This is a genomic window from Thiomonas sp. OC7 (assembly GCF_900634595.1).
GTDB lineage: Bacteria > Pseudomonadota > Gammaproteobacteria > Burkholderiales > Burkholderiaceae_C > Thiomonas > Thiomonas arsenitoxydans.
In genome coordinates this window covers 1908902-1926657 of the sequence record NZ_LR131953.1, presented here as the reverse complement: position 1 = coordinate 1926657, position 17756 = coordinate 1908902, and the positions used below count along the sequence as shown (strand labels likewise).

The window sequence follows — 17756 nt, the reverse complement described above, 5'->3', positions numbered from 1 at the left end:
GGGCTCAGATGGTGTGAGGTTCAGCAGCGCCGGGGCGGGCGAGTTGCCCCAGGCTTTCGAAAATCAGCCGACGCGGGGCGATGCGCCAGCCGAGCTGCTGCTCGATGGCGATGACGGCGCGCATGGCCAGCAGGGAATGGCCGCCCAGATCGAAGAAGTTGTCGGTGAGTTGCACCCGCTCGACGCCGAGCAGCTCGCGCCAGATGGCGGCGATCTGCTGCTCTTGCGGCGTGGACGGCAGGCGCGCGGCTTGGCGCGTGTGCGCCGCCGGGGCGGCGGTTTGGGGCGCGGGCAGGGCGGCGCGGTCGAGCTTGCCGTTGGGCAGCAGGGGCAAGGCGTCGAGTGGCACGAGGTGCTGCGGCACCATGTAGTCGGGCAGGCGCGCGCGCAGGGCCTGGCGCAGATCGGCCGGGTTGGGCGCGGCGCCCGGCTTCGCCACGAGGTAGGCGACGAGGCGCACGTCTTCCGGGGTGGGGGCGTAGGTGGTGAGCACACAGGTGGCCACGCCGGCTTGCTCGCGCAGCGCGGCTTCGATTTCGCCCAGTTCGATTCGAAAGCCGCGAATCTTGACCTGATGATCAAGGCGGCCGAGGTGTTCGAGCTGGCCATCGTGCCGCCAGCGGCCGAGATCGCCGGTTTTATAGAGCGCCCCCATACCTGCCGCGTTCGCGTCAGGCCCCCCGAGGGGGATGAGGCCCGCGGCTCCAAGCTGCCCTGTGGCAGCTTGGACGGACCCGAATCCGAGCGGCTTGCAAGCCGCGAGGTGGACAAGAAAACTTGGGGCGGCCCTGCGTTTTCTCATGAGACGGGCCTGGGCATCGGCGCTGAACGGATCGGGGATGAAGCGCTCGGCGGTGAGTTCGGGCCGCTGGAAATAGCCCAGCGTGACGCCGGCGCCGCCGATGTGGATTTCGCCCGGCGTGCCGATGGGGCAGAGCTGGCCCTGCGGATCGAGTATCCAGACCTGGGTGTTGGCGATGGGGCGGCCGATTACGATGGGCTGCCCCGGCTGCACCCGCCAGCAGGTGGACCAGACGGTGGTTTCGGTCGGGCCGTACAGGTTCCATACTTCGGCGCAGGCGGCGAGTAGACGCGGCGCCAGATCGGCGGGCAGGGCTTCGCCGCCGATGAAGGCGCGAAGTCTGGGGGGACGGGAGGGGTCGGGGTTGCCGGGCCAGCCGACGTCGAGCAGCATGCGCCAGGTCGAGGGCGTGGCTTGCAGCACCGTGGCCTGGCTGGTTTGCAGCAGGTCGCGTAGGGCAAAGGGATCGCGCGACTGGGCGTGATCGGCCAGCACCACGCGCGCGCCCACGGTCAGCGGCAGCAGCAGTTCGAGCACGGCGATGTCGAACGAGAGCGTGGTCACGGCGAGCAGGATGTCGTCGCTTTGCAGCCCGGGTTCGCGCGCCATGCTGTGCAGAAAATTCACCGCGGCGCGGTGCGGCACCTCCACCCCCTTGGGCCGCCCGGTGGAGCCGGAGGTGTAGATCAGGTAGGCCGGGTCGTCGGGGCGGGCGTCGCGGGCGGGGTCGGGCGGGAGGGGGGCGTCGCGGCGTAGCCCGGCCAGCGGCGCGCTGTCGAGCGCGAGTTGCGGCACGTCGGCATTGGCCAATAGCGGCAGCAGGGCGGTCTGGGTGAGCAGGCAGCGCAGCTGGGCATCGGTGGCCATGTAATGCAGGCGCTCGGGCGGAAAGCCGGGGTCGAGCGGGACATAGGCGGCGCCAGACTGCAGCACGCCCAGCAGCGCGGCAAGCATGTCGGCGTGACGGTGCAGGCACAGCCCGACGCGGTCGCCGCGTCCCACGCCCATCTGGCGCAGGTGGTGGGCGATGCCCAGCGCGCGGGCGTGAAGTTCGCCGTAGCGCAGCGTATGGCCCAGTGCGTCGGTGAGGGCGAGGCGGCTGCGGCGGTCGGGCGCGTCGAGCAGCAGCGCGGCGGGCAGGGTGAGCGGCGCGGTCAGCGGCTGCGGCGTGGCGTTCCACTGATCGAGCACGGCACGCTGGGCGGGCGTGACCAGGGCATGACTCGACACGGGCAGAGCGGGTTGCGCCAGCAGTTGCTCGGTGAGAAAAACATAGCTGTCGAGCAGGCGCTGCGCGGTATCCAAGCTGAACAGATCGGTGGCGTATTCGAGCTGGATGCGGTGGGTGAACTCGGTATCGACGTGGATGGACAGGTCGAACTGCGCGGCCACGCGATCGAAATCGAAGGCTTCGTAGGTGAAGGGCACATCGGCCAGTTGGCCCGCCGGGGCGTTGAGCACGTTGAACAGCACGCGCACGAGGTCTTGGGGGTGATCGGCGCGCTGCGCGCCCAAGCGTTCGACCAGCTCGTCGAACGGGGCATCCTGGTGGGCGTAGGCGTGCAGGGCGGTGGCTCGCACCTGCTGCATGAGCTGATCGAAAGTGGCTTGCGGCTCGACCGTGTTGCGCATCACCAAGGTGTTGACCAGGGTGCCCACGAGCTGCTCGGTGGCGGCATGGTGGCGGTTGGCGATGGGTGTGCCCACGGCGATGTCGGTGCGGCGGCTCAGGCGCGCCAGCAGCACGTTGAAGCTGGCCAGCAGCACCATGAACGGCGTGACGCCGTGGCGCGCGCCATAGCCTTGCAGCGCGCGCTGCAGCGGCTCGGACAGCGGGGCGTAAATCGTATGGCCCAGAAAGCTGGGTTGCGCCGGGCGGGGATAGTCGGTGGGCAAGGGCAGATCGGTCAGTCCTTCGAGCTTTTGCAGCCACGCTTGAAGATGTGACTCGCGCGCCGCGCTGACCGTCGCGCTGCGCTGCCAGGCGGCGTAGTCGGCGTACTGGGTGCGCAGGGGCGCCAGACCCATGTTGGCCGGATCGGTGCAGCCTCGCAGCAGTGCGGCGTAGATCTGCAGGGTTTCGCGCGACAACACGGCGAGCGCCCAGTTGTCGGCAATGGCGTGGTGGAACACCCAGAGCAGCACCTGCTCGTCGTCTTGCATTTGCAGGATGCTGATGCGAAACAGGGGCGCCGCGGAAAGGTCGAAGGGCTGGGCCAGCAGCGCCGAGGCGATCTGGCGGGCGGCGTTTTCGCGCTCGTCGGCATGCAGCGAGCGCAGGTCGCGATAGTCGGGCTGCACGCGCAGGGCGGGCAGGATGATCTGTACGGGCTCCTCGCCGCGCAGGACGAACTGGGTGCGCAAGCCTTCGTGACGGGCGATGAGCAGATCGAGCGCGCGCTCGAACAAGCTCAGATTGAAAGTGCCTTTGAGCCTGACCGGCGCGGTGATGTTGTAGGCGACGGATTCCGGGTGAAAGTGCTGAATGACCCACATGCGCCGCTGCGACAGCGAGGTGGGCAGCAGGCCGCTGCGATCGACGGCGGGCATGGCGTCAGCCGGGCTGGCGGGATGCTGGCGCTGGTCGATGTGCGCCGCCAGCTCGGCGAGGGTGAGGTGGGTGAACAGATCGGCCAGAGGCAGTTCGATGCCGAAGTGCTGCTGGATGCGCGAGCGCACCTGGGTGAGGGTGAGCGAGTGCCCGCCCAGCTCGAAAAAGTGATCGAGCACCCCAAAAGCCTCGGTGCCCAGCACCTCATGCCAGATGGTCCACAGGGTTTGTTCGGTGGGGGTGCGCGGCGAGAGGCGCGGCAGGGTCGTGGCGGCTTCAAGCTGCGGCGCGGGCAGGGCGCGTTTGTCGATCTTGCCGCTGGGGGTCAGGGGCAGAGTGGGGAGCACTTGCCAGGCGCTGGGCACCATGTAGTGCGGCAGGCTGATCTGCAGCGCCTGACGCAGTGCGGCAACCGAGGCGGGGTCATGGCCTTCGCGCCAGACGATATAGGCGGCCAGTTGCGGGTCGTTTTCGCGCGGCATCCAGGAAATGACCGCCGCCTGCGCCACGGCGGGGTGGGCGGCGAGGCGGCGTTCGATTTCGCCGATTTCGATGCGAAAGCCGCGGATTTTGATCTGCTCGTCATTGCGGCCAACGAGGTGCAGCTGGCCGTCGGCTGACCAGTAGCCCAGATCGCCGGTGCGGTACAGGCGCTCACCGGGGCAGAAAGGGTCGGGCAAAAAGCGCTCGGCGGTGAGTTCGGGCTGGCCGACGTAGCCCCGCGCCACGCCCAGACCGGCGATGCCGATTTCGCCGGTGACATCGAAGGGCATTTGCCGCAACTGCTCGTCGAGCACGTAGGCGCGAGTGTTGTCGATCGGTCGCCCGACGGGCAGGTTGCCGCGCGTCTGGGTGATGGGGCCGTCCACGACGTAGAGCGCGTAGAGCGTGCTGTCTTCGGTGGTTTCGCTCGGGCCGTAGTAGTTGAGCAGGGTGGCCTGCGGCAGCAGCGACTGAAAGCGCGCGGCAAGGGCGGCGTCCAGCGGCTCGCCGCCGAACTGAACGCAACGCAGGCTGGTGCAGGCGGGCAGCTGGGGGTCGTCCACCAGCGCCCGGGCGGTGGTGGGCGCGAGGGTGAGGTGGGTGATGCCCTGTTCGCGCACGGTTTGCAATAGGGCGGGCAGATCGCGCTGCAGGCCGGGCGGGGCGAGGTGAACCGCCGCACCGCAGATCAGGGGCATGAAAAATTCGGAGATCGACGCGTCGAAACTCAGCGAGGATTTTTGCAGCAGCCGGTCGTGCGGGCCGAACTGGAGCACGCGGGCGTTCCACAGCTTGTGGTTGCACAGGGCGCGGTGCGGGATCATCACGCCCTTGGGTTGCCCGGTGGAGCCCGAGGTGAAGATGACCAGGGCGAGATCGTCGGGGGTGCTTTCGGTGACGGGGGCGTCAACGTCGCCGTAGGGCGGCGTCAGATCGACATCGAGAAGTTGCGGCGTCTCCGAAGCCGCGGCCGCTCGCACGGCGGGCTGCAGCGACGGCTGCGCGAGTACGACGCGGGCCTGGGTATCGAGCAGGATGCGCTGCAGGCGTTCGGGAGGCAGGTCGGCGTCCAGCGGAACGTAGGCGCCGCCGGCCTTGAGCACGGCGAGCAGGGCCACGACGAGTTCGACGCGGCGTTCCATGATGACGGGAACGAGCACGTCGCGTTGCACCCCCAGGCCGCGCAGGCTGTGCGCCAGGCGGTTGGCGGCCTGCTCCAGATCGGCGTAGCTCAGCTGGGTGTCGCCGAAGCGCACCGCAACGGCCTGCGGCGTGGCGCGCGCCTGTTCGGCGACGAGCAGGTGCATGCACTGCGGCGCCGGGTGGGGCTGGGCGGTGTGGTTCAGCGCGGCCAGTGCGGCGCGCTCCTGGGTGCACAGCAGGTCGAGATCGCGCAGACGGGCTTGCGGATGGGCGATGAGTTCGGCCAGGTGCTGATCGAGACGGGCGCTGAGAAATTCGGTATGCCGCAGCGCGGCAGGGGCGCGGGGGTCGATCACCAGATCGATGGGCAGATTTTCGGAGTCGCCGTATTGGCGCACATAGGCGGCGATCGGCGCAAACCCGGGTTGTCCGCTGAAGGGGGCGAAGGACAGGCGGGCGTCTCCCAGCGTGGCGTGCGGATCGAAGTCTTCGAACGACACCATCAGGTCGAAGTGCATGCCGGCGATGCCCTGCCGGGGCGGCTGTCGCGCCAGGGCGCGGTCGAGCGGATATTGCTGATGGCGCAGGATCTGCCGGGTGTCTTCGGCCAGCGCGCGCATGAGGCTGGGCAGGCTGTCGTCGTCGGCGGTGTTGAGTCGCAGGGGCAGGGTGTTGGCAAACAGACCGACGGTCTGTTTGTCGAGGGTGTCCTTGCGGTTGTGCAGCGGCATGCCGATGAGCACATCGGCCTGTCCGGTCACACGCGCGATGTACGTTGCCAGAAAAAAGTGGATGCCCTGCGCCGGGGTCAGGCCCTGTTCGGCCGCCTGTTGCAGATAGTGCGCCCAGGTCGATGGGCTAACGCGCCACTGATGCACCAGCGGTTCGGGTGGCGTTTGAAGGTCGGGGGCCGAAACCGCGGCCAACGCTTGGGCGCCTGCGATGCGTTGCTGCCAGAAGGAATGGTCTCGCTCGAAGCGGGCGGACTGCAGGTAGGCCTGCTCTCTTTCGAGGAACCGTGCGTAGTCGGGTCCGGGCTGCGGCGGGGCGCTCAGGGGATTGTCCAGCAGCTCGTTGTAGCGTTGAGCGATGCGCTGACCGACCCGCATGACGCCATAGCCATCGAGCAGAAGGTGGTTGAAGCACAGCAGCCAGGCGTAGCGCTGCGCGGCGGTGCGGTACAGGGCGGATTTCCAGAGGAGGGGGCCTTGCGGGGGCGTAGGTTCGGTTTTGATCGCCTCGATGGCCTGCGCGGCGAGCTGGGCGGCGCGGTCGGGGTTGTGGGTCTCGGCGAAAAAGTCGGTGTAGGGCAATCGCCAGGACTGCGCCCAGGCGATTTGCCACTGCGGGCCTTCTGAGTGCCCCCAGGGCCGGGCTGCGCCCAGCCCGCCCCCCGAGGGGGTCAAGGAAACTTGGGGCGGCCCGGCGTTTCCTTGAGAGGTCTCGACCACGCGGGCGCGCAGCATGGGTTCGGCGGCGGCGACTTCCTGAATGGCGCGCTGCAACACGAGCACATCGAGCGCACCGTCGATGGTCACCGTCAGGCCGATGTTGTAGATGGCGCTGCCTAGCAACTGCTGGCGCAGCAGAATGTCCTGCTGGGTTTGGCTCAAGGGCCAGCGCTCGTCACAGGCTCGTGGCGTGGCGTCGGCGTCTGGGAGATGGCTCAAGAGCGTGGTTGACATGCAGAAAGAGGAAGTCGGGTGCGGCAGAGACGAATTTTCTGCTGTTTGCGGCATCTTAGGTGGGGCTTGATGACGGTTGACTTCAACTCGGGCCGGTTTTGTGAACTATTTCGCTTCCGTTTGGAGGGCGAGTTTTGCGAAGCGTAGTCTGGGCAATACGATGCGTGTTTTGTTGATGTGCCAATTTGCCCATGTCCGACTCTTTGCATGCGGTTGCGCCCCCCGGTGAAGCGGATCCTTCCTGGCACATCGGGAGGGATGGGCTTTTCTCTGACCGCCAGCAGGACGAGATATTCATCCGCGCGGAATGGGGCGTGATCGGCCACCGGGTGCGGCAGATCGGGCTTTATGGCGCCTTGGCCTTTCTCTCCGCCACCTTTACCGACCTTTCGGTGCTTGGTCCAACGGCGGTGTACTGGAGCTTGCTGGTCGCGCGCTTTGGCATTCTGGCTTGGGGCCTGTGGCTGGCGCGGGTGGGTCGGGCCAAGGAGGTGCCGGATGTGCGCCGTGTGGCGACGGCGCTGCTCGGCTTCGAGCTGAGCATCATGGTGCTGTTCCTGCTGGTGGTGCTGGCCTATGGCGGCAGCGCAGACTATCACTCGATCACCGCACTGGCGCTGATTTTTGCCGGCTATGCCTATGTGCCCGTGTTGCGGCGCGAGGCGATGTGGGTGGGGGGGTCTTTACCGTATTGTTCGCGATCGTTGTCTGGACTTCGCTGCATTTTGACGCCAAATATGTCAATATCGCGCTGGTGCTGTTCGGCTTTGCCAACGTGGCCGGATGGCAGATTGCGGTCTCGCTCAGCCGGGGCATGCGGCTGGCCTGGCTAGACCGACGCCGACTCGAACAGCAGGCGCAAGCGGCCCAGCAGGCGCGCCAGCGCGCCGAGCAAAGCGAGGAAAACCTCGAACACCTGTTCGACGCCTCGCCGATGCCACTGGTGCTGGTGCGTGTGGCCGATTCTCGGGTGTTGCGTTACAACGCGGCGGCGAAGGTGCTGTTCGACCCGCATGATCTCTCGCACGGCGACGTGTTTACGACCGATTTTTACGAAAATCCGGCGCAGCGCCTGCAGTTGCTCGAGCGTCTGCAAGCCGAGGGCACGGTGCGTCAGGCTGAAGTGCGGCTGAAGACGGTTGGAGGGCAGGGTGTGGACGCGCTCTTGTCTATGCGCCCGCTGCGCTTTGCCGGGGAGGACTGCATTGTCACGGGCATGGTCGAAATTTCAGCGCAGAAGCACCTTGAACAGCAATTGCGCGCGCTGGCCCACACCGATCCGTTGACCGGGCTGCAGAACCGACGCGGATTTTTCGCCATGGTCGAGCACGCCCTGCGGACGCGGCCCGCAGGGCAGCCAGGGCCTTGCATCATGCTGATCGATCTCGACCATTTCAAGCAGATCAATGACCGCTATGGCCACCCGGTGGGTGACGAAATCCTGGTGGAGTTCGCCCAGGTGGTGCTGTCGCTTTTGCGCGAGGGCGATGTGTTCGCTCGCATGGGCGGCGAGGAGTTCTGCATTCTGCTCGCGCATACGCGCGCGTCGCAGGCCTTGGAGGTGGCGGAACGGGTGCGCGAGTTCGTCGCGGCGCACCCGTTCCAGACCTCGGCCGGAGTGGTGCGCTTGAGCCTGAGTCTGGGCATCGCGGGATGCGATGCGCCGGTGCAGAGCATCGACCGGGTGCTGTCGATGGCCGATCAGGCGATGTATCGCGCCAAACAGGGCGGGCGTAATCGCACCGAGCTGTATTGCGATTAGGGTCTGTTCACGCTATTCCCTCTGAATCATGAGGGCATTCCTACAAATAAGAATTATTCGCAATAAGATAGCCCCCATGGCGATGGCGCAGAGCGTTTCGCCTCGGTGGGTCTGATTCCGGGCCGACCTGACTTGGGAGATCGATCATGGGATATGCAGAACTTGGGCTCAGTCTGTTGGTGGTGCTGCTGCTGACGTGGGCAGCGATGGAGTGGTCACGATGAACCCGGGGCTGTGTGCGCATTTCAGCGATCGTGGACGCCTGTTTCAGTCTGATCGTGGACGGCGTTTCAGCGCGATCGTGGACGCGCGTGGGGTGCGCGCAAGCGATGGGTTGGACTGTATCTCAAACGTCCACGATCAGCCTGAAACGGTTCTTGCGAAGCGGTTGGTGAGGGGATTCTTTGCAGGCTTATCCACGGCGGCGGACGGCGCTTGCGACGGACCGGCCGCCGCGGTGGATAAGGCGTGTTCGGCGCAGCGGTGGCGGAGGTTCTGGGGGGTCATTGATCTTTATCCTTCTCGCGCAGCGATGGGCCTTTGAGCTCGATTTTGTGGCTGCTGTGCACGATGCGGTCGAGAATGGCGTCAGCCAGCGTGGGGTCGTCGAGGTAGGCATGCCAAGCTTTCACTGGAAGCTGACTGGTGATCAGCGTGGAGCGGCTGCCGACGCGGTCGTCGAGCAGTTCGAGCAAGTCATTGCGCTCGGCCGCGCCCATGGGCGCGATCGCAAAGTCGTCAATCAGCAGCAAGTCAAGCCTGGCCAGTTGGGTCATGCGTTTGGCATAGCTGCCGTCGCCGTGGGCGACCTGCAGCTCGTCGAACAGGCGTGCTGCGCGGGTGTACAGCACCGAGAAGCCCGCGCGGGCGGCCTGATGCGCCAGGGCGCAACCCAACCACGTCTTGCCGCACCCCGTGGCGCCGGTGATGAGCAAGTTCTGTGCATGGCGTAGCCAGTCGCCACCGGCCAGGTTGGCGATGAGATGACGGTCCAGGCCGCGGCTGGCACGCCAGTTGATGTCCTCCACGCAGGCAGCAGAAACCTTGAGCCTGGCCGCCTTGAGCAGGCGCTGCAGGCGGCGGCCGTCACGCCAGGCGATCTCGCTTTGCACCAGCAGCGTGAGCCGCTCGTCGAAAGCCAGGGCGGCTGCCGCCGTGCTGCTGGCCTGCTCCGTCAGGGCGTGGACCATGCCGTCCAGGCGCAGCGCGCGCAGTTGGTCGAGGGTGTGTTCATTGAGCATCGTTGTTCTCCGTCAGTGGTAGTAATCGGCACCGCGCACGTTCTCGTGCTCGGGCAAGGCGGTGGACGCCGCCGTGGGGATTGAGGCGTGCTGGCGATCAAGCCCGCTCTTGAGGATTGAGGCCACGCTGCGGTAAGTGGGCGAGCGGATCGCCAGCGCCCTGGCGCAGGCCGCTTCCAGGCGCTGGGGCGTGTACTCACGCGCCAGGCGCTTGAGGCCCAGGCAGGCGCGGTAGCCCTGCTCGGGATGCGGGCGGTTCTCCAGTTGCCAGGTCACGACGCCCGCGGCGGCCACCCCGATGCTCTGGCCCCACTTGATGAGCTTGGCCGGGGTCCACTCCAGGTGCGCACGGTGCGAGGCTGGCATATGCTCGGGCGTGGTGGAGTGCTGGCCGCGCCGGGCGTTCAGCGCATGACAGGCCACGCGCTGGTTGGCGCAGAAGATCTCCAGCAGCCCGGCGCCCGCGCGCATCTCCACCGAACTGCCCACCAGGCGGTGCGGCACGCTGTAGTAGTGCCCCTCGAACTCGACGTGATAGTCGACGTTGACCTTGGCCTGCTTCCAGTTGCCAACCACGTAGCGCGTGGCTGGCAGGGGCGAGAGCGCCGGGGCGTCGAGGGCCAGGAAGGCGTCGCGGCGGCAGCCGGGCAGCTTCTGGAACGGGCGCAGGTTCAGATCGGCAATGAGCGCGGCGATCGCCGCGTTGAGCTCGATCAGGCTGAAGAAGCGACGGTTGCGCAGCCGCGCCAGGATCCACCTTTCGATCAGCAGCACCGCGCCCTCGACCTTGGGCTTGTCTCTCGGGTGCGCCGGGCGTGCGGCCAGCAGCGCGCAGCCGTAATGGTTGGCAAATTCCTCATACGTGCGGTTGGGCAGCGGGTCGTAGTGGTCGGGGTGTTTGATCAGGGCGCGCGCCTGGTCGGGCACGATCAGCCGCGGTACGCCGCCGAAGAACTCCAGCGCCTGGACTTGCGCGCCGATCCAGTCGGCGGTGGTCTGCCGAGGCGTGGCGCAGGCGTAGGTGTAGCTCGACGCCCCCAGCGTGGCCACGAAGATCTGTGCAGCGCTGATCTCGCCGGTGGCCACGTCGGTGATCGGCACCGTCTGCCCGGCGTAATCGACAAACAGCTTCTCGCCGGCCCCATGCACCTGGCGCATGGAGCGCTTGAGGGTCTGCGCCCAGGCGCGGTACTTGACGCAGAAACTGGTGTACTTGTAGGCCAGCGCGTTGCCCTGCGCGTACTCCTCCCACAGCAGCATCAGCGTCACGCCGGGACGCTTGAGTTCCTGGTGAATGGCGGCAAAATCGGGGGCGAGATGATCGCTGGCGCGCGGCACCGGCGGGCGGTACAGCCGCCCCTCCAGCTCAACGTCGGTCAGCGTCTGGGCCACCGCCCAGTCCACCCCGGCCACGCGGGCCTGCGACACGTACTTGCCCACCGCGCTCTTGGACAGCTTGAGCGCGCGGGCCACTTCGCTATAGGTCAACCCAACCTGCAGGTGCAGGCGCAATGCTTCTCGGATCTGGCGCATCGTGATTCTGGTTGTGGGCATCGGCTTCGATCAAAAAATCGACCAGCCTAGACCGCCTAGGAAATCACTTGCCGCCACCCCCAATCGTCCACGATGACGCTGAAACAGCGTCCACGATCAGGCTGAAACGCCGTCCACGATCCCGCTGAAATGCCGTCCACGATCAGCCTGAAATGCCGTCCACGATGGGCTGAAATACGCAGCTGTGCAAGCCATTGCCGCGAGCGGCGAACGTAGTCTCCGCGCTGGAGCCGGGTGCGAGCGCGGGGTTGACCCTGCATTCGCGCGAGCTGTTCCGGCAAGGCTCTGTGGTGCAGATTCGCCATCAGGGGCAGACTTACCAACTGCGTTTAACGCGGCAGGACAAGTTGATTTTGACCAAGTAGTTGATTTCTCGCAGCTTTGCTCGCCAGCCTTGTGTGGACTAGTCCTCCAGCACATTAGCCAGCCATGCGATTTTTATGCCGAATACCCAGAAAACCCGAGTCGACTCCGCCGAGCCGCTGTTGGCCGGAACCCTGGCGTTGATGACGTTTTACGCGGACAAGCCCAGTCTGGCGGTCATGCAGAAAATCGGCCGTAATCTGCAGACCTTGCAGCAACACCCTCAACTCAGCGCCGAACTCAGCATCGTCTGCCGCCGTCTGGCAGCGTACTGGCTGACGCTGGGCTGCGAGGTGGAGCGGGCCGATGCGCATTCGGCCTGCCGCTTTGCGACGGCGTCGTCGGCGTTGCAGTAATTACGGTTGAGCGCTATCACCGCCGCGCAGCAGCGCGAGCAGCCCGTCGAGCTCGTCGAGCGAGGAAAATCGAATCGCGATTTCTCCGCTGTGCTGGCCTTTGCGGCCCGCCTTGCTGCGAATTTCAACCGGGGCGGTGAAGCGTTCCGACAGTTCTTCTTCCAGCCGCTTCCAGTCTTGATCTTTGGCGGCTTTGGCTTTTTTGGGCGTGGCGCCCGGGTTCTGCGCTTGCTGGGTGCGAGCCACGAGTCGCTCGGCTTCGCGCACGCTCAGGCGTTTGGCCAGAATTTGCTGTGCGGCCTGAACCTGCTGCGCCTTGTCGAGCGATAGCAGCGCGCGGGCGTGACCCATGTCGAGATCGCCCGCCAGCAGCATGGTCTGCACGGTCTCGCTCAGTTGCAGCAGGCGCAGCAGATTGCTGGTGGCGGTGCGCGAGCGGCCGACGGCTTGCCCGGCCTGCTCGTGAGTGTGGCCGAACTCTTCGATCAGCCGGGCGATGCCGCGGGCTTCTTCCAGCGGATTGAGGTCTTCGCGCTGAAGGTTTTCGATCAGGGCCATGGCTAGGGTGGTGCGGTCGTCGGCCTCTTTCACCAGTGCGGGCACGCTGTCGAGCCCGGCAAGGCGGGCGGCGCGGGTGCGGCGCTCGCCGGCGATGATTTCATAGCGGCCATCGGGCAGGGCGCGAACGAGCACGGGCTGCATTACGCCTTGCGCCTTGATACTCTGCGCCAGTTCGTAGAGGGCGCCCTCGTCCATCTGCGCACGGGGCTGGTAGCGGCCGGGCACGAGATCGTCCAGCCGCAGTTCGCGTAGTGCGGCGGCGTCGGTTTCCGAGAGTTCGACGGAGGGGCCGAGCAGCACGTCGAGGCCGCGGCCGAGTCCTTTGGGTTTTTTGGTTGCCATGAGCGTGAGACGGATCAAGCTGGGTGATCAAGCAGAAAAAAGGTCGGTAGGGTGCTGGGCGGGCGGCAGTATCGCGTCCAGCAGTTGACGGCCTTGGGGCCAATCGCCCAGGCCGGACGCGGTATTGACGTGCCCGCAGGCGCCGAGGTTGGCGCAGCGGGCCCCCCAGCGCTGGGCGAGCTGTTGTGCGACCTGCCAGCGGCAATAGGGGTCGTCGGTACTGGCGGCGAGCATGGCAGGGAAGGGCAGCGGCGCTTGGCTCAAGGGATGTCGCCAGGGGAGCAAGGCGGCGGGCAGTTCATTGCTCTCCATATCGGGCGGCGCGACCAGCAGCGCGCAGACGACGCGGTCGGCATGGCGCGTGCTGGCCGACCAGGCGTCGATCAGATGGCAGCCCAGGCTATGGCCGACGAGCGCGACCGGGCCGGGCTGGGCGAGGATGACGTCTTCCAGCCGTGCGATCCAGTCGCCGCGGCGCGGAAAGTCCCAGTCGGCCTGTTCCACCACGGTGTCGCCGTAAAGCCTTTCCCATCGACGCTGCCAGTGCCCGTCGCTCGAGCCTTGCCAGCCGGGGAGCAGCAGAATGCGGGTCATGCGGCCACGGCCAGGCGGTCAACCATTTCCTGGGCGAACTCGGTGAAGGCTTTGGCGCCGCGGCTGCTTGGGTCGAACACCACGCCAGGCAGGCCGTAACTTGGCGCTTCGGCCAGGCGCACGTTGCGGGGAATGACGGTGTTGAACACTTTGTCGCCAAAATGGTTTTTGATTTGTTCGCTGACCTGCTGCTGCAAGGTGATGCGCGGGTCGAACATCACCCGTAGCAGGCCGATGATGCGCAGATCGCGGTTGAGGTTGGCGTGCACCTGTTTGATGGTGTTGACCAGATCGGACAGCCCTTCGAGGGCGAAGTACTCGCATTGCATCGGAACAATGACGCCGTGCGCGGCGCAAAGGCCGTTGAGTGTGAGCAGGCCCAGGGCGGGCGGGCTGTCAATCAGGATGAAGTCGTAGTCGGCATCGACGGTGGCAAGCGCGGTCTTGAGTCGGCGCTCTCGCTGCGGCAGGCTGACCAGCTCAACTTCGGCGCCGGCCAGTTCGCGATTGGCGCCGATGAGGTCATACCCGGCTTTGGCGCTGCGTTGCCGGGCCTGGGCAAGCTCGGCCTGCCCGATCAAAACTTCGTAAACCGAGGCCTCAAGGGCGTGTTTGTCCACACCGGAACCCATGGTGGCATTGCCCTGCGGGTCCATATCGACCAGCAAAACGCGCTGGCCGATGTTCGCCAGGGCGGCCGCCAGATTGACACTGGTGGTGGTCTTGCCGACGCCACCCTTTTGGTTTGCGATGCAAAAAATCTGCGCCAAGCCGGATTCTCCAGAAAACCGATGTTTCACGTGAAACGGTGCTGAGTGAGGAGCCCAACAGACTTCTGGCTCAACCGAGGCTGTATTGTGCCGGAGCCGATGGCTCGGCCGCGAAATCAGCGGTCAGCAGACGTCAGCCGCAGCCACACCAGGCAACGCTGGGCATCGAGCCCAGGCACCTGCAGGGGTTCTACCTGCGCGGCCACATCCGCGGGCAATGCCATGATTTCATCTTGAGGCGCTTGGCCCTTCATGGCGCACCACTGGCCGCCGTCGGCAAGCAGGTGTCGGGTGCTCTGAATCAGCAAAGGCAGATCGCTGAAGGCGCGGCTGGTAATGCAATCAAAACCGCGTGCATCGGCCAGAGCCTCGACGCGCGCATGATGGACGTTGACCTGCCTGAGTTGCAGACTGCCGCAGGTCTGCTGCAGAAAGGCGCATTTCTTCTGCACCGTATCGATCAGATGAACTTCCGCCTCAGGCAGGCCGATGGCAAAGACGATGCCGGGCAGGCCACCGCCCGAGCCGACGTCCAACAGGCGCTGGGGGCCTAGGCGCTGCAGAGCGGGTAGTGCGGCCAGGCAATCGGCCAGATGCAGCTGGGCGATGCCTTCCAGATCGCGCACTGCGGTGAGGTTGAACACCCGGTTCCAGCGTTGCAGCAAGGCGGTGTAGTCGAGCAATTGCTGGCGCTGGCGCGCGGTAAAGTCGAGTTGGAGCGCGGACAGGGTTTGGTGCAAAAAATCTTCGAGGGAAAAGCCGCCAGCGGTGCGGGGGGTAATCGCACTCACGCGAGGGCATCCTTTTCCAGCTTGAGCGCCTGTTTGAGGACGCCTTTGCGCAAATGAATCAACAGCAAGGAAACGGCTGCGGGGGTCATGCCCGACAGGCGCGAGGCCAGGCCAAGCGTCTCTGGGCGGGCTTGATTGAGCTTTTGCTGCACTTCGATCGACAGTCCCGACACTTCGCGGTAGTCGAGATCGGCCGGCAGGCGCAACGATTCCTGCTGCGCAGCGCGCTCGACTTCGTCTTGCTGGCGTTCGATGTAGCCGGCGTATTTCAGGTGTATCTCAACCTGCTCGCGCTCGGTCTCGCCCAGCGGAAATTCCGGGGCGAAAGCGGGGTGCGGGAACGCGGCCAGGGTGTCGTAACGCAGTTCGGGGCGACGCAGCAAGTCGGCAAGGTTGTATTCGCGTTCGATGGATTTGCCCAGCAGCGCTTCAGCCTGTTCGGGCGGAAGGCTTTGCGGCGTGACCCAGGTGGTGCGCAGCCTTTGAATCTCGCGCTCGATGGCGTCACGTTTGCGGCAGAACGCATCCCAGCGGGCGTCGTTCACCACGCCGAGTTCGCGGCCGATCTCGGTTAGGCGCAGATCGGCGTTGTCTTCGCGCAGACTGAGCCGGTACTCGGCGCGGCTGGTGAACATGCGGTAGGGCTCGCTCACCCCTTTGGTCACCAGGTCATCAACCAGCACGCCGAGATAAGCCTGATCGCGCCGCGGACACCAAGGATCACGGCCCTGTACCTGCAACGCGGCGTTGATGCCCGCCAGTAGCCCTTGCGCAGCGGCCTCCTCGTAGCCGGTGGTGCCGTTGATCTGCCCGGCGAAGAACAGTCCATCGATGGACTTGGTTTCCAGCGAGGTTTTTAGCGCCATCGGGTTGAAATAGTCGTACTCGATGGCATAGCCGGGACGCAGCAGATGGGCATTTTCCAGCCCCGGAATCGAGTGCACCATGGCAATCTGCACATCGAAGGGCAGGCTGGTGGAGATGCCATTGGGGTAAAACTCGTTGGTCTGCAGCCCCTCGGGTTCGAGAAAAATCTGGTGTGAGGACTTGTCGGCGAAGCGATGAATCTTGTCTTCGATGCTCGGGCAATAGCGCGGGCCCACGCCTTCGATCACTCCGGTGAACATCGGGCTGCGATCGAGCCCGGCGCGAATGATGTCGTGCGTCTGTTCGGTGGTATGGGTGATCCAGCAGGCGACCTGCGCAGGATGTTGATCGGCAGAGCCGAGAAAACTGAAAACCGGCATCGGGTTGAGGTCGCCCGGCTGCTCGATGAGCTTGGAAAAGTCGATGGTGCGGCCGTCGATGCGCGCTGGCGTGCCGGTCTTGAGCCGCCCCTGCGGCAGTGCGAGCGCCTTCAGCCGGGCGGACAAACGCAGCGAGGGCGGATCGCCCGCGCGCCCGGCGGCGTATTGGTCGAGTCCGATGTGAATTTTCCCGTCCAGAAACGTCCCAGCGGTCAGCACCACGGTGCGGGTGCGAAAGCGGATGCCCGTCTGTGTGACCACGGCTGTAACCCGCTCGCCTTGGCCGGTCGATTCCACCAGCAAATCATCGGCCGCCTGCTGGAACAGCCACAGATTGGGCTGGTCTTCCAGCCGTCCGCGTATGGCGCGCTTGTAGAGCTGACGGTCGGCCTGCGCCCGGGTAGCGCGCACCGCGGGGCCTTTGCTGGCGTTGAGAATGCGGAACTGGATGCCTGCTTCGTCAGTCGCCTCGGCCATCGCGCCACCCAGCGCGTCCACCTCTTTGACGAGGTGTCCTTTGCCGATGCCACCTATCGACGGATTGCACGACATCTGGCCCAAGGTTTCGATATTGTGCGTCAGCAACAAGGTGGCGCAGCCCATGCGCGCAGCGGCCAGAGCCGCCTCGGTGCCGGCATGCCCACCCCCGATGACAACGACATCAAAGTTACGCGGATAATCCACTGTGTGTCTCCTCAACCCGATCATTTTATGCGGGTTTACCCGGTGCGGCAGCTTGGTCGGGCTTTGTTTCACGTGAAACATATCCACGAACCGCATTATTTTGATCTTTCGACTCAATTCCATGCAAACCCTGCGCGAACTGCAAGAGCTTTATCCCTCGATGACCTCTGTGCCCGCCGCTGAGCTGGAGGCGGAATGGGCTGGCGGGGCAACCGTGATGCAGGTGCCGCGCGGAACGCAGCTTTTCGCGCCCGGCGCGAACTGCGGCGGGTTCCCGCTGGTGTTGTCTGGCGAGGCACGCGTGTTTCGCATGGCGCCCTCCGGGCGGCAGTTGGAGATGTATCGCCTGACGCCGGGTGAAATCTGCCTGGTGTCGTCGGCCAGCCTGTTTTCGGGTGAGGTGCTCACGGCCTTTGCGGAAATGCAGACCGAGGGGGCGCTGTGGATGATCCGTCCTGAATTGTTCGAGCATTGGCTGCAATGCGCTCCGGCCTTTCGCCGGTTCGTTCTCGGCCAGTTTGCCGCGCGCATGGCCGACCTGACTGCCTTGATCGATGCGCTGGCCTTTCATCGCCTGGATCAACGTCTGGCGCAAGCCCTGCTGGGCCAAGGGCCGCGTCTGCAGAGCACTCATCAGCAACTGGCTGACCGGCTGGGCACGGCGCGGGAGATCGTTACGCGCCTGCTCAAGCGCTTCGAAGCCGCCGGGTGGGTGGGGCTGTCGCGCGAGAAGATCGACATTCTGCAGCCCGCCGTGCTGCGCCAAGTGGCCGCCGGGGAGCTGTCGGGGTAAGACGCGTGTGACCGAGGTCACTGTGCGTCCGCAG

At 65.6% G+C, this 17756-nt stretch carries 13 protein-coding genes; 5 read left to right on the top strand and 8 right to left on the bottom strand.

Annotation, left to right across the window (positions count from 1 at the left end):
* Window positions 1-4 precede the first annotated feature (4 nt).
* On the bottom strand, window positions 5-6664 hold the full coding sequence (locus tag BIO17B3_RS09270; RefSeq protein WP_232054240.1) for a non-ribosomal peptide synthetase: 6660 nt from the start codon (window positions 6662-6664) through the stop codon (window positions 5-7).
* A 191-nt stretch (window positions 6665-6855) separates the two neighbouring features.
* Here BIO17B3_RS09270 and BIO17B3_RS19220 point away from each other — a divergent pair, with 191 nt between their 5' ends.
* Both BIO17B3_RS19220 and BIO17B3_RS19215 read left to right on the top strand, forming a co-directional pair.
* Window positions 6856-7497 (top strand): hypothetical protein, encoded by a 642-nt coding sequence (locus BIO17B3_RS19220; protein WP_232054239.1) that lies wholly within the window; start codon window positions 6856-6858, stop codon window positions 7495-7497.
* On the top strand, window positions 7440-8426 hold the full coding sequence (locus BIO17B3_RS19215) for a GGDEF domain-containing protein (RefSeq protein WP_232054238.1): 987 nt from the start codon (window positions 7440-7442) through the stop codon (window positions 8424-8426). Before BIO17B3_RS19220 ends, BIO17B3_RS19215 begins: the two co-directional genes overlap by 58 nt.
* Before the next feature lie 503 nt (window positions 8427-8929).
* Here BIO17B3_RS19215 and istB read toward each other — a convergent pair.
* Both istB and istA read right to left on the bottom strand, forming a co-directional pair.
* Window positions 8930-9667: an IS21-like element helper ATPase IstB gene (gene istB, locus BIO17B3_RS09260; protein WP_156053821.1), complete on the bottom strand. Its 738-nt coding sequence runs from the start codon at window positions 9665-9667 to the stop codon at window positions 8930-8932.
* A 12-nt stretch (window positions 9668-9679) separates the two neighbouring features.
* Window positions 9680-11221: an IS21 family transposase gene (istA, locus tag BIO17B3_RS09255; RefSeq protein WP_156053820.1), complete on the bottom strand. Its 1542-nt coding sequence runs from the start codon at window positions 11219-11221 to the stop codon at window positions 9680-9682.
* Between the two features lie 224 nt (window positions 11222-11445).
* On the opposite strand from istA, the gene hemP reads away from it, so the two are divergent.
* Complete coding sequence (hemP, locus tag BIO17B3_RS09250) at window positions 11446-11586, top strand: hemin uptake protein HemP (protein ID WP_232054362.1); 141 nt, start codon at window positions 11446-11448, stop codon at window positions 11584-11586.
* A 75-nt stretch (window positions 11587-11661) separates the two neighbouring features.
* Window positions 11662-11940, top strand: a complete 279-nt coding sequence (locus BIO17B3_RS09245) for a hypothetical protein (protein ID WP_156053819.1) — start codon at window positions 11662-11664, stop codon at window positions 11938-11940.
* Here BIO17B3_RS09245 and BIO17B3_RS09240 read toward each other — a convergent pair whose 3' ends face one another.
* From BIO17B3_RS09240 to mnmG, 5 genes are all read right to left on the bottom strand, one after another.
* Entirely contained in the window at window positions 11941-12843 is a 903-nt protein-coding gene (locus BIO17B3_RS09240) for a ParB/RepB/Spo0J family partition protein (RefSeq protein WP_156053818.1), read from the bottom strand. It lies immediately after the preceding gene.
* Window positions 12844-12870: 27 nt separating this feature from the next.
* A complete protein-coding gene (locus BIO17B3_RS09235; RefSeq protein ID WP_156053817.1) occupies window positions 12871-13437 on the bottom strand; it encodes an alpha/beta hydrolase in 567 nt (188 codons plus the stop codon).
* Window positions 13434-14207, bottom strand: coding sequence for a ParA family protein (locus tag BIO17B3_RS09230; protein ID WP_013107579.1), 774 nt, complete (start codon window positions 14205-14207; stop codon window positions 13434-13436). Before BIO17B3_RS09230 ends, BIO17B3_RS09235 begins: the two co-directional genes overlap by 4 nt.
* 116 nt (window positions 14208-14323) lie before the next feature.
* Window positions 14324-14998 (bottom strand): 16S rRNA (guanine(527)-N(7))-methyltransferase RsmG, encoded by a 675-nt coding sequence (rsmG, locus tag BIO17B3_RS09225; RefSeq protein WP_156053816.1) that lies wholly within the window; start codon window positions 14996-14998, stop codon window positions 14324-14326.
* Complete coding sequence (mnmG, locus tag BIO17B3_RS09220; protein WP_156053815.1) at window positions 14995-16929, bottom strand: tRNA uridine-5-carboxymethylaminomethyl(34) synthesis enzyme MnmG; 1935 nt, start codon at window positions 16927-16929, stop codon at window positions 14995-14997. The genes rsmG and mnmG overlap by 4 nt, the downstream gene beginning before the upstream one ends.
* Before the next feature lie 121 nt (window positions 16930-17050).
* Here mnmG and BIO17B3_RS09215 point away from each other — a divergent pair, with 121 nt between their 5' ends.
* Window positions 17051-17722, top strand: a complete 672-nt coding sequence (locus tag BIO17B3_RS09215) for a Crp/Fnr family transcriptional regulator (protein ID WP_156053814.1) — start codon at window positions 17051-17053, stop codon at window positions 17720-17722.
* Window positions 17723-17756: the final 34 nt, after the last annotated feature.

What these genes read in the sequence shown, in the direction of transcription:
- BIO17B3_RS09270 (WP_232054240.1), bottom strand. Translation starts at nt 6,664, where the DNA reads ATGTCAACCACGCTCTTGAGCCATCTCCCAGACGCCGACGCCACGCCA.
- BIO17B3_RS19220 (WP_232054239.1), top strand. Translation starts at nt 6,856, where the DNA reads ATGTCCGACTCTTTGCATGCGGTTGCGCCCCCCGGTGAAGCGGATCCT.
- istB (WP_156053821.1), bottom strand. Translation starts at nt 9,667, where the DNA reads ATGCTCAATGAACACACCCTCGACCAACTGCGCGCGCTGCGCCTGGAC.
- istA (WP_156053820.1), bottom strand. Translation starts at nt 11,221, where the DNA reads ATGCCCACAACCAGAATCACGATGCGCCAGATCCGAGAAGCATTGCGC.
- BIO17B3_RS09245 (WP_156053819.1), top strand. Translation starts at nt 11,662, where the DNA reads ATGCCGAATACCCAGAAAACCCGAGTCGACTCCGCCGAGCCGCTGTTG.
- BIO17B3_RS09240 (WP_156053818.1), bottom strand. Translation starts at nt 12,843, where the DNA reads ATGGCAACCAAAAAACCCAAAGGACTCGGCCGCGGCCTCGACGTGCTG.
- BIO17B3_RS09235 (WP_156053817.1), bottom strand. Translation starts at nt 13,437, where the DNA reads ATGACCCGCATTCTGCTGCTCCCCGGCTGGCAAGGCTCGAGCGACGGG.
- BIO17B3_RS09215 (WP_156053814.1), top strand. Translation starts at nt 17,051, where the DNA reads ATGCAAACCCTGCGCGAACTGCAAGAGCTTTATCCCTCGATGACCTCT.